Source organism: Vulcanococcus sp. DEBay_Sum29NL08_54 (genome assembly GCF_017859255.1).
Lineage (GTDB): Bacteria > Cyanobacteriota > Cyanobacteriia > PCC-6307 > Cyanobiaceae > Vulcanococcus.
The window spans coordinates 1-11,047 of record NZ_JAFMNJ010000042.1; the positions used below are offsets into that span (position 1 = coordinate 1).

Below are 11,047 nucleotides of genomic sequence, written 5' to 3' on the forward strand. Positions count from 1 at the left end.
GGGCCAAGCGTTTCTATCTCGATTTGGGCTTGCGGCTGACCTGGGAAGCCGAGGACTGGTGCTATGTCCAGTGGCCCACCGGTGAGGGCATTGCCCTGCTTAGCCCGGATTACAAGGCGGCAGGCCCCCACTTCGCCTTTCACGTCCAGAACCGCGCTGAAGTGGATCAGGTGCGGGAGCAGCTGCTGGCCAAGGGGCACTCCTGCGGTCCGGTGCATGACCACCGCGACGGCACGGCCTCCTTCTATATGCAGGATCCAGAAGGGAACTGGTTGGAGATGCTCTATGAGCCCGCCGGCGGGCTGCCCTCCAATATCGGAGCCGAGCCGATACCTCTGACCTACTCGTGACGGCTGAGCTGCACGCGCCCATCCAACAGGAGGCCCTGGAGCTGCTGGAGTGGCCGCGGCTGGCCCAACACGTCTCCAGCTTCGCCAGCACCGCCGCCGGTCGCGTCGTGGCGGCGCGGTTGCCCCTGGCCACGACCCGTCAGCAGAGCGTGGGCTGGCTGGCGGAGACGACCGAGCTGCTGGCGCTGGATGGCCTGATCGAAGGGGGGCTGAGCTTTCAGGGTGCCGCTGATCTGGATCACACCCTCCAGCTCTGTGCCAAGGGGGGCGTAGCCAGCGGTGATGACCTCTTGGCCGTGGCGACCACCTTGGCTGCGGCCCGGCGCCTGCGCCGGCAGATCGACGATCCCGAGCTGCGGCCGGTGACGACTGCCCTGGTGGAGCCCCTACGCACCCTGCCTGAGCTGGAGCAGCGCCTGCGCTTTTGCATTGAGGACGGGGGGCGTGTGGCGGATCGCGCCAGCCCTCCCCTCTCGGGCCTGCGTCGTCAGCTCGCCTCCGTGCGGATGGAGCGCCGTGATCGTCTGAATGAGCTGATTCGTCGTTACGCCGCGCTCCTCCAAGACACGGTGGTCGCCGAGCGCAATGGCCGGCCGGTCTTGGCGGTGAAGGCGGGCGCCGGCAGTCAGTTGCCGGGCCTGGTGCACGACAGCTCCGCCTCCGGCAACACCGTCTTTATCGAGCCCCAGGCGGTGATCCCCCTGGGCAACCGGATCCGGCAGCTGGAAGGCGAGGAGCGCGAGGCGGAGCGGGCGGTGCTCCAGGAGCTCAGCGCCCTGGTGGGAGAAGAGCAGCCGGCGCTCGAGCACCTGCAGCAGGTCCTGATTCAGCTGGATCTGGCCCTGGCCCGCGCCCGATACAGCGCTTGGCTGGGGGCTGTGCGCCCCGAGCTGGAGGCCGATCCCCTGGCGCCGCTTCAGCTGGAGGGGCTGCGGCATCCGCTCTTGCTCTGGCAAGAACGTCGCCAGGGAGGCCGAACGGTCGTTCCCGTGAGCGTCCGCGTGGAGAGCAGCCTGCGGGTGGTGGCGATCACCGGCCCGAACACCGGCGGCAAAACGGTGACCCTCAAAAGCGTTGGCCTGGCGGTCCTCATGGCCCGGGCGGGCTTGTTTGTGCCCTGCAAAGGGTCGCCGCGTTTGCCCTGGTGTCAGCAGGTCCTCGCGGACATTGGCGATGAGCAGTCCCTCCAGCAGAACCTCTCGACCTTCAGTGGCCATGTGCGCCGGATTGCTCGGATCCTGGAGGCCCTGCCTGCCGCCGGTAGCGATCTGGCGACCCAGGCCGGAGCTCAATTGGTGCTTCTCGATGAGGTGGGTGCCGGCACCGATCCCACCGAGGGGACGGCGCTGGCCATCGCCCTGCTGAAGCAGTTGGCGGATCGGGCTCGTTTGACCATTGCCACGACCCACTTCGGGGAGCTGAAAGCCCTGAAGTACGACGACCCGCGCTTTGAGAATGCCTCCGTCGCCTTCGACGTCGAGAGCCTCTCGCCGACCTATCACCTGCAGTGGGGCATCCCTGGCCGCAGTAATGCCCTGGCCATCGCCACCCGACTGGGTTTGGACGGCGGTGTCCTTGAAGCGGCCCAGGCCCTGCTGGCTCCCCGGGGAGAAGGGGAACTCAATCAAGTGATTGCGGGGCTGGAGAGCCAACGTCAACGGCAACAGGAGGCGGCCGAAGAAGCGGCTGCCCTGCTGGCGAGAACCGAGCTCTTGCATGAGGAGCTCCTCATGCGCTGGCAGCAGCAGAAGGAGCAGAGCGCTGAGCTGCAGGAGCAGCGCCGCGAGCAACTGGAGCGCTCGATCCGTGATGGCCAAAAGGAGGTGCGCCGCATCATTCGACGTCTCCGCCATGGCCGTGGCACAGGCAGCAGTGAACTGGGTGAATCAGCTCGCCGGGCAGGGCAGCAGCTGAAGCAGCTGGAGCAACAGCATCGCCCCCTGCCGGAGCGCCGTGACCACAAGGGTTGGCTCCCCAAGGTTGGCGATCGCGTGCGGGTCCTCTCCCTCGGCAAGGCAGGTGAGGTCCTCTCCCTCAGTGAAGACGGCCGGGAGCTCAGTGTCCGCTGCGGGGTGATGCGCCTGAACCTGGAGCTCTCCGCCATTGAGGGACTTCAGGGCGAGAAGCCCGAGCCGCCGCAAGCCCAGGTCTCGATCCGCAGTCGCCGCAATCCCGCCAGTCGAGGTCCTGAGGTGCGCACGGAGCGCAACACCATCGATGTCCGGGGCATGCGGGTGCATGAAGCCGAGTCCGCCGTGGAAGAACACCTGCGCGGAGCCAACGGTCCGGTTTGGGTGATCCACGGAATCGGCACCGGCAAGCTCAAACGCGGACTGAGGGAGTGGCTCTCCAGCGTTCCCTATGTGGAGCGGGTTACGGACGCCGCCCAGGGGGATGGCGGCCAAGGGTGCAGCGTGATCTGGGTGAAGTGAGGGGTTAGCCCAGCGATGGCAGTACCGGTTCTGGACCGCTGGCTGTCGGGGCGATTGGCTCGGGTGCCGGAGGGATCGCTTCTCCGTCGGCGTCAAAGAACCGCCAGCCCTTCGGATCGATGTCCAGGTGAACCGTTTCCCCTGGGGTTAGCTGTTCGCTGGGATCGGCCCGTAGCTGAACCAGGTGGCTTCCCTCCTGCAAGCGGCAGGTGAGCAGTTGTTCATTGCCGAGGCCCTCCACATGGCAGACCTCCGCCGGCAGATTGCGGTTGGTGGCCGGAGCCAAGTGCAGGTGTTCCGCCCGCAGGCCTCCCGTGAGGGCTTCGCTGCCCCCAGCCTCCTGCCAGTGCAGGAGGGCATCCCCGCTGGGACCTTCCGGGAGAAAACGCCGGCTCCCCAGCTGCAGCTGACCCTTGCCGGCAACGTTGACGGGCAGCAGGTTCATGGCGGGGCTACCGATGAATTGCGCCACAAAGAGGTTGCTGGGCCATTGATAGAGCTCCGCCGGTGTCCCGAGCTGTTGCAGGCAACCGCGGTTCAAGACGGCGATCCGATGGCCCATGGTCATCGCTTCCACCTGGTCGTGGGTTACGTAGACCGTCGTGGTGCCCAGACGGCGCTGAAGCTCGACGATCTGGGCGCGGGTTCCCGTTCGCAACTTGGCATCCAGGTTGCTCAGGGGTTCATCCATCAGGAAGACGGACGGTTGACGGGCGATGGCACGCCCTAGGGCGACCCGTTGTTTTTGCCCGCCGGAGAGTTCCTTGGGCATCCGCTCCAGCAGATGCTCCAGCTCCAGGGTGCTCGCGACCTCTTGGATGCGTGCTTCGATGCGCTGCTCTCGGCTGGAGGGAATCCGTAGCGCCTGGGGCAGAGTCCGTCCCGCCCGATGGAGGCCGTCTTGAAGTTGCTGAAGGCCCGTGCGTTGGCGCTGCCGGCGCAGGCCAAAGCCGATGTTGTCCGCCACGCTCAGGTGGGGATAGAGGGCGTAGCTCTGGAAGACCATCGCCACATCCCGCTGGGAGGGGCGCAGGTGGGTCACCCGGCGACCGCCCACGATGATTTCACCGCCGCTTGGGCTCTCCAGTCCGGCCAGGAGGCGCAGCAGCGTGCTTTTGCCGCAGCCGGAGGGTCCGACGAGAACTAAGAACTCGCCATCACGGATGGAGAGATCCAGCTGCCGTAGGACCTCAACCGCTGCACTGCCCCGCCGCGGTGGGTAGGTCTTGCTGACCTGCTGGAAGCGAACCTCTGCCAAGAACCGGCCTCACGGCGGCCCGATCTTAGGGTTGGTCAAATGCAATTCATTGATCAGGCCCGGATCTCACTGCAGGCAGGACGCGGCGGCGATGGGATTGCCGCTTTTCGCCGTGAGAAGTACGTCCCTGCCGGCGGTCCCTCCGGTGGGGATGGCGGTCGCGGTGGTGATGTCTGGCTCGAGGCCGACCCCAACCTGCAAACCCTGCTGGACTTCAAATACAAGCGGCTCTTTGCCGCCGATGACGGTCGTCGCGGTGGGCCGAACAAGGCCACTGGAGCCAGCGGTTCTCCCCTGGTCATCAAGGTGCCCTGCGGAACGGAGGTCCGAGATGCCCGAACCCACATCCTTCTGGGAGACCTCACGGAGAAGGACCAGCGCTTGCTCGTGGCCGTCGGAGGCCGTGGTGGCCTGGGCAACGCCCACTACCTGAGCAACCGCAACCGCGCCCCCGAGAAGTTCACCGAGGGACGCGACGGCGAGGAGTGGTTGCTGCAGCTCGAGCTCAAGCTCTTGGCCGAGGTGGGGATCATCGGTTTGCCGAATGCCGGCAAAAGCACCCTGATTTCGGTGCTCTCTTCAGCCCGGCCCAAAATTGCCGACTACCCCTTCACAACCCTGGTTCCCAACTTGGGGGTGGTGCGCCGCCCCAGTGGTGATGGCACGGTCTTTGCTGATATCCCTGGCTTGATCGCCGGGGCAGCCCAGGGGGCTGGACTGGGCCATGACTTCCTGCGTCATATCCAGCGCACCCGTCTCTTGATCCACCTTGTGGATGCGAGCTCAGAGGACGTCCTGCACGATTTCCAGGTGGTGCAGCAGGAGCTGGCCGCCTATGGCAATGGCTTGGACGAGCGGCCCTGTCTGGTCGCCCTCAACAAAACCGAGTTGTTGCTCGAGGATGAGCTCGAGGAGAGGATCCAACAGGTCAGCGACCACTGCGGCCAACCGGTGCTGGATATCTCAGCAGCGACATCAAAAAATTTGGATCAGCTCTTGGCCAAGGTCTGGAAAGAGCTGGGGGTGTGAGCCAGAGAAACGAAGTTCCACCGGCTCACTGCTGAACGCTTAGAGACTCAGTCGTCGTAGACGAGGCACTCAGGGGCGTCGGGATTCAGGTCGCAGTAGACCTCCATCGGGGAGGGGTCTTTTTTGTCCTCGGGGTGGTGGGCCTTGTACTCCTCGAGGCCTTTCACTTCGTCCTCAAGGTGGCGCACTTTGCCTTGATCACCAGCAGCTTTGGCCGCTTCGATCTCGGACTTGTCCTTAGCGATGTGCTCGTCGATCGTGTTCATGCAATGAGGCCGGAGAGATCAGGCTGCTCGACGTCGCTGCACACCATACGGGGTGTCTGGCGGATGCGGAGCCAATTGTGATCGGGTTCTGATTTCGGCTTTCTGTTTTCTTCGCGGTCCGATCGCAGGACTCTGGCTAGCAGAGGGCTAGTGATGGGCTTCCAGATGGCGCGAATCACGCAGCGACACGATCGTCACTTCATGGATGAGTCCGGTCGTTTGTTCTGGATCAATGGCCCAGACCATCACTGCTATCTGTCTGAGCAGAGGCAGTGGCGTGATGGGCTGAGCTTTGAAGACACCCTGGAGTGGAAGCAGTGCTCTCCGACCGGCTTGGTCAGTCAGCGTTTTCAGTCCCTGCAGGCGGCCTGCGAGGCCTTTGAACACAACCAGATCCAGTGGACCTTGGATCTCTACCTGCGGCACATGGGCGATGAGATGGCCCTTCAGCGCAGCCTGAGCGACTACAAGCCAACGGCGATGAAGGAGGCGGAAGCTCAATCGGGTCGCGCCCGCCAACAACCTTGGCTGGGGCAGGACACTCCGGTGATGCAGTGCGAGCTCAGCGCCAGACCATCCCGCCGCGCAGCGGACCTACCCCCCCACGCCCATCGCCGCCGGCGCAGCAGTGCCCCTAGCTCGGCATCTCGCTGAGCTCGAGCCAGCGCTCTTCCCCAGCGGCGATCTGCTCAAGCAGGTTCGAGAGTTCTGCGCTCTGGGTCTCGAGGGCGGCGTAATCGCTGCCTCCTGCAGCCATGAGTGCTTCGAGTTCCTCCTTGCGTGCCTCCCAAAGGGGAAGGTTGGCGTCCAGTTGCTCGAGTTCACGGTTTTCCTTGAAGCTGCGCCGCCGGGCCTTGGCCGGTTTGGCGGGGGCCTCCTTGGCTTTCTTCTCTGCTGGACTGCTCGGAGCGGCTGGGGCTGGGCGGCTGGCGGCCTGCCGCTCGAGATAACTGCTGTAGTTCCCTTCAAAGCGCTGGAGTTGGCCGTCCTCGAAGCTGAAGAGGCGATCGACGGTGCGGTCGAGGAAGTAGCGGTCGTGGGAGACCACGACGACACAACCGCGGAAGTCCTCGAGGAAATCCTCGAGCACCGTCAGGGTCTGGACGTCGAGATCGTTCGTCGGCTCATCGAGCAGCAGGACGTTGGGCGCCTCAATCAGCAGGCGGCAGAGGTGCAGTCGCCGCCGCTCCCCGCCGGAGAGCTTGCTGACGGGCTGGTGTTGCTGCGCCGGAGGAAACAGAAATCGCTCCAGCAGCTGGGAGGCACTGAGGGTGGAACCCTCGATCTCGACAGTGCTGGCGGCCTCCTTGACGATGTCGATCACCTTGCGCTCCCGGCCGGCGGCATCGGTCTGATCGAGCACGGTGTGGCTGTGCTGGTCGAAGTAGGCGAGCTTCACGGTTGATCCCAGCTCAACCCGTCCGCCCTGGGGGATGCGTCGACCGGCAATCAGATCCAGCAGGGTTGATTTGCCGGAGCCATTCGGCCCGATGATCCCGATCCGATCCTCCGGGCTGAAGTCGTAGCTGAAGTCGCGCAACAGCGGCGTCTGGCCGCTGTTTTGGGCCTCCTCGCTGGCCCAGACCAGCACCGCCTCGGCTTCGATCGCTCGCTTCCCGAGCCGCCGCTGGTTGCTGGTCAGGCTCAGGTCCCCTTTCCCCTGGCGCTTGGGGGCCTCCTGCATGGCCTCGATCCGCTGGATGCGCGCCTTTTGTTTGGTGCTGCGCGCTTGGGGGCCCCGCTTGAGCCACTCCAGCTCACGCCGCAGCACTCCCTTGAATTTGGCTTCGCTGGCGGCAGCCGCTGCCTCCTCTTCGGCTTTGCGGGCGAGGTAATAGGCGTAGTTCCCGCTGTAGTTGCGGGCCTCGCCGCGGTCCACCTCCACGATTCGGTTGGTGACCTGATCGAGGACGTAGCGGTCGTGGGTGATCAGCACCAGGGACCCGCTGAAACGCTGCAGATAGCCCTGGAGCCACTGGATGCAGTCGGCATCGAGATGGTTGGTGGGCTCGTCCAGCAGCAGGACATCCGGGTCGGCCACCAGGGCGGCCGCCAGGGCTAGGCGCTTGCGGTAGCCGCCGGAGAGATCCCCGACCCGGCGTTGGGTGTCGCCGATGCCCAGCCGCTGCAGAACTTCGCGGATTTGCTGCTCCAAGCCCCAGGCTTGGCTTTGGTCCATCCGTCCATTCAGTTGGCCCAGCTCCGCCAGCAGGGCGGCATCGTCGTCGCCCCGCTCATGGGCCGCGGCGAGGGCCTCGCTGACCTCGGTGTAGCGGCGCAGCAGCTGCATCTTCTCGCCGCTCTCAGCAAAGACCTGCTCGAGCACGGTCCGCTGCGGATCCATCTCCGGCTCCTGGCTCACCAGGACGATGCGGGCCTGGGGCAGGACCCGGCGGTTGCCACTCCCAGTGGGCTCGAGTCCCGCCAGGACTCGCATCAAGGTGGACTTCCCGGCGCCGTTGGGTCCGATTAGCCCCAGGCGCTCGCGTTCACCGATGTGCAGGGTCAGCCCGTCGAAGAGGGTGCGGATGCCGAAGTCCTTGCGGACATCCACCAGGCTGATCAGGCTCACAAGTTGGGGGGCTGTCGCTGCGCTTCCAGATAAGCAAACACGCTCTTATCGCCCACGTCGGCCGCGGCATCCATCGGGAATTTCCGCAGGGTCAGCACCAGCAGTAGCGCCGCCTCGATGGCCAGCAGGGTCGCCGTGGCTTCAGGGCTGAGCAGATGGCTGAGGCGTCCGAGCAGCGCCAGAGGCAGCAGCAGGGTCACGCCAATGGCTTCGGGGCGGCGGAAGCAGAAAAACTCCTTGAAGCCGATCCCCGCCAGGGCCGCGAAGAAGGGACCCACGGCCCAGATCCAGCGGCTGTCTGTGCTGAGTGCGTCGGCCATTCCTTGGGGACCGGCGCTGATCAGCAGGGCGAGGAAGCCCAGGCATCCCGCCAGCCAGAACCATTGCAGGGCGCGGTGCAGGGGGCGCAGATAGATGTGAATCCAACGCAGGGCCAGGCCAACCCCTGCGGCCAAAGGCAGTAGCCAGGGCCAGATCCACGCTCCACCGAGCTGCTGCCATTGGATCAGCAGTGCGGCCTGGGCCACCGCCGCCGTGAAGAGGGCCAGCCGGTACCCCAGGACCTCGCGCCGGTCCGTGTCCGTGATGCTGTAGGTGCCATAGACACCTTCAAAGACCGGATCGGCGGCGGCGCTCATGCTGAGACGGTTCCTGACACCAGTGTGGCCAGGGCGGGGCCCGCGGGCACGATCCCCGAAGGATGGAGGGGAAACAGGGCGCCGAAGTAGTCCTTGCGCCAGGCCTGATCGCAGCAGGTTTCGGCCACGCCAGGCAGCGCGAAGAAGCGCTGTCTCCAGGCCCAGAGCCCAGGGAGTTGCCAGAGCGGCTGACGGCTGACCCCAAACAGGGGGGCGTAGACCAGCTCCAGACGGATCAAGGTGGGGAAGAGCTGAACATCAGCCAGGCTGGGTCTCTCTCCGCAGAGCCAGGGCGAGGTGCCGGCGTCAGCCAGGACCGATTCCGCTTCGCTCAAGGTCTCAAAGAGCGCTGATTCGGCCCGGTCATAGGCCGCTTGGTTGCGGGCAAATCCGCAGCGATAGACCCCGTCATTGACGCTGTATTGCAGGCGCTCGCGCCAGTGCGCGATGGCCTGAGCCTGGTTGGCGGGTTCCAGGTCGAGGGCGTCCTGCGCTGCTGGCCAGCTGTTCAGCAGTTCCATCAGGCGAGCGCTTTCGCCCACCACCACGCGTCCTGAGCGGCTGTCCACCAGGACCGGAACGGTGGCCCGCTGGTTGGGGTCTGCCCCAGCGGCTCGGTAGAGCTCCTGCAGGGTCTGGCAGCCACGGAAGGGCTCGCTGAAGCGCCAGCGGCCTGCCTTGGGATCGGGCTCCACCACCAGCAGCTCAATGCTCTGGTGCAGTTGCCGCAGCTGCCAGACGAGCCAAGCCCGGTGGGCCCAGGGGCAGCTCCGTCCCACGATCAGCACGTGGGCCCCCGCCTCGCCGGCTGATGGAGGGAGCGCTGGTTTGGCGACAAAGGCTCCGGCGGGACGGGTGTAGTTCCCCTCGGCATCGGCGGGTCCAAGGCCCCCCATCAGTTGCTGCCACTGCCACTGCCAGCCGTTGCGGGCGGCTGTCACCACGGCAGGGGGGATGGCCATGGACGTTCAGAAGACTTCTGCCAGGCTGACTCAGCTGCGGGCTGGAGCAAAGGGCATGGGGCGGGCTCAGGTTTTGGTTGTGGCGGGGACCCACGGCAATGAGCGCAACGCTCCGGCTTTGCTCGAGCGTTGGCGCAGGGAGCCCCGGGACCTCGACTGCGCTGGGCTGCCTGTGCAGCTGGTCCTCGGTAATCCGGCGGCCCATGCGGCCAATCGCCGTTACATCGATCGCGATCTCAACCGCTGTTTTGCCCCCGATCTGCTGGCCGATCTCACCCAGCAGCCCTTGGAGCTGCAGCGCGCCCGGGAGCTGCTGGCCCAGTTCGCCCCAACGGGCGCGAATCCCTGTGCGGTCGCGATTGACCTGCACAGCACCACCAGCGGCATGGGCAATTCACTGGTGGTCTATGGACGGCGTCCCGCCGATCTCGCCCTGGCGGCTGGTGTTCAGGCTCGGCTGGGGCTACCGATCTATCTGCACGAGGCCGATGCTGCCCAGACGGGTTTTTTGGTGGAGCGTTGGCCCTGCGGCCTGGTGATCGAGGTGGGGCCTGTGGCCCAAGGGCTACTCAGTGCGCCAATCCTGCGGCAAACCCAGCTGGCGCTCGAGGCGGTCTTCGCGGTCTTGGCCGAGGCGGCCGCCGGGGAGCTGCGCCTGCCCGCGGGCCTTCAGGTCTATCGCCATTGCGGCAGTGTCGATTTGCCCCGGGACTCGGCCGGCGAGGCCATCGCCTGTGTGCACCCGGCCCTCGAACGTCAGGACTGGAGGCCGCTGCAAGTCGGGCAGGCCCTCTTTTGGCAGCCCGGCGGCCAGGGCTGCCCGGCCGAATGGCGCTTCGACCCGCTGACCCTGGGTTTTCCTGCCGAGGCCCACTGGCCTGTCTTTATAAATGAGGCGGCTTACGGCGAGAAGGGCATCGCCTTCAGCCTCTGTCGCCGGGAACGTTGGGCGAGCGAGGGGGCCTGGCTTGAGGCCTTGCAGGCCCTGATGGCGGCCTAGCCGCAGGCCCAGGTGCCCTGCTCCTTGGTGCAGGGCAGATCGCTGGTGCTGCCGTCTGCCCAGTAGATCCTGAGGCGGTCATCGGCGCTGTCGGTCCGGAAGGTCAAGGACTTGACCGGCCCGGCCGGGGCTTTGCCGGTGGGATCACTGGTGTCCGCCCCTCCAGGGTTGGCTTGCCGTTGCTCCAGCTGCTGAAGGCGCAGTTCCAGCCGATTCAGGCGTTCGATCTGCGCTTCGTTATCGCGGCGTTCCCCTCCTTGGCAGCCCGCTAGCAGGAGACCGGCAGCAAGCAGCAGCAGGGGAAGACGCATGGCGCTGAAGGCGTGACAGGCGACTCCTAGCAGCGGTTTTGGGGCTTGGCTACCTGCAGTCATGGAGGCGTTGCGCAAGATCGCTTTACAAAGCGCGCAAACTTCCTTTACATTCCCCGGGGCAACCCGTTTGGGTCGCCCTAACTACCGCTCTGACGGCTTGCCGTTGAGCCTTTCTTTCCCGTACTCATGACGACCACCCTCCAGCAGCGCCAAGGCGCTTCTGCGT

General features: G+C 65.7%; 11 protein-coding genes. 5 read left to right on the forward strand and 6 right to left on the reverse strand.

Features of this window, described 5'->3' with window-relative positions; translation table 11 throughout:
* Positions 1–350 (forward strand): VOC family protein (locus QZ186_RS10360; protein WP_296416701.1); only part of this gene is annotated, 350 nt, incomplete at its 5' end.
* Positions 347–2,782 carry an endonuclease MutS2 gene (locus QZ186_RS10365; RefSeq protein ID WP_296416702.1) on the forward strand — a complete coding sequence of 812 codons (2,436 nt, stop codon included), beginning with the start codon at positions 347–349 and terminating at the stop codon, positions 2,780–2,782. The genes QZ186_RS10360 and QZ186_RS10365, both read left to right, overlap by 4 nt.
* Positions 2,783–2,786: 4 nt before the next feature.
* Here the strand turns inward: QZ186_RS10365 and QZ186_RS10370 are convergent, their stop codons facing one another.
* Positions 2,787–4,040, reverse strand: coding sequence for an ABC transporter ATP-binding protein (locus tag QZ186_RS10370; protein ID WP_296416703.1), 1,254 nt, complete (start codon positions 4,038–4,040; stop codon positions 2,787–2,789).
* Positions 4,041–4,079: 39 nt separating this feature from the next.
* Between QZ186_RS10370 and cgtA the strand changes: the two genes are divergently transcribed.
* Entirely contained in the window at positions 4,080–5,069 is a 990-nt protein-coding gene (cgtA, locus tag QZ186_RS10375) for an Obg family GTPase CgtA (protein WP_010315178.1), read from the forward strand.
* A gap of 47 nt (positions 5,070–5,116) precedes the next feature.
* Here the strand turns inward: cgtA and QZ186_RS10380 are convergent, their stop codons facing one another.
* A complete protein-coding gene (locus QZ186_RS10380; RefSeq protein ID WP_010315181.1) occupies positions 5,117–5,335 on the reverse strand; it encodes a CP12 domain-containing protein in 219 nt (72 codons plus the stop codon).
* A gap of 165 nt (positions 5,336–5,500) precedes the next feature.
* On the opposite strand from QZ186_RS10380, the gene QZ186_RS10385 reads away from it, so the two are divergent.
* Positions 5,501–5,989 carry a hypothetical protein gene (locus QZ186_RS10385; protein ID WP_043705509.1) on the forward strand — a complete coding sequence of 163 codons (489 nt, stop codon included), beginning with the start codon at positions 5,501–5,503 and terminating at the stop codon, positions 5,987–5,989.
* Here QZ186_RS10385 and QZ186_RS10390 read toward each other — a convergent pair.
* From QZ186_RS10390 to QZ186_RS10400, 3 genes are read right to left on the reverse strand one after another with little or no spacing between them, the layout of a single operon-like run.
* Positions 5,970–7,907 (reverse strand): ABC-F family ATP-binding cassette domain-containing protein, encoded by a 1,938-nt coding sequence (locus tag QZ186_RS10390; RefSeq protein WP_296416704.1) that lies wholly within the window; start codon positions 7,905–7,907, stop codon positions 5,970–5,972. The genes QZ186_RS10385 and QZ186_RS10390 overlap by 20 nt on opposite strands.
* Complete coding sequence (locus QZ186_RS10395; protein WP_296416705.1) at positions 7,904–8,545, reverse strand: DUF2301 domain-containing membrane protein; 642 nt, start codon at positions 8,543–8,545, stop codon at positions 7,904–7,906. The genes QZ186_RS10390 and QZ186_RS10395 overlap by 4 nt, the downstream gene beginning before the upstream one ends.
* Positions 8,542–9,507, reverse strand: coding sequence for a glutathione S-transferase C-terminal domain-containing protein (locus QZ186_RS10400; protein WP_296416706.1), 966 nt, complete (start codon positions 9,505–9,507; stop codon positions 8,542–8,544). Before QZ186_RS10400 ends, QZ186_RS10395 begins: the two co-directional genes overlap by 4 nt.
* Before the next feature lie 55 nt (positions 9,508–9,562).
* Between QZ186_RS10400 and QZ186_RS10405 the strand changes: the two genes are divergently transcribed.
* The gene (locus QZ186_RS10405) at positions 9,563–10,507 is read left to right on the forward strand and encodes an aspartoacylase (protein ID WP_296416707.1); all 945 of its coding nucleotides are present in this window, start codon (positions 9,563–9,565) and stop codon (positions 10,505–10,507) included.
* Here QZ186_RS10405 and QZ186_RS10410 read toward each other — a convergent pair.
* Positions 10,504–10,818, reverse strand: coding sequence for a hypothetical protein (locus QZ186_RS10410; RefSeq protein WP_010315191.1), 315 nt, complete (start codon positions 10,816–10,818; stop codon positions 10,504–10,506). The genes QZ186_RS10405 and QZ186_RS10410 overlap by 4 nt on opposite strands.
* Positions 10,819–11,047 lie beyond the last annotated feature (229 nt).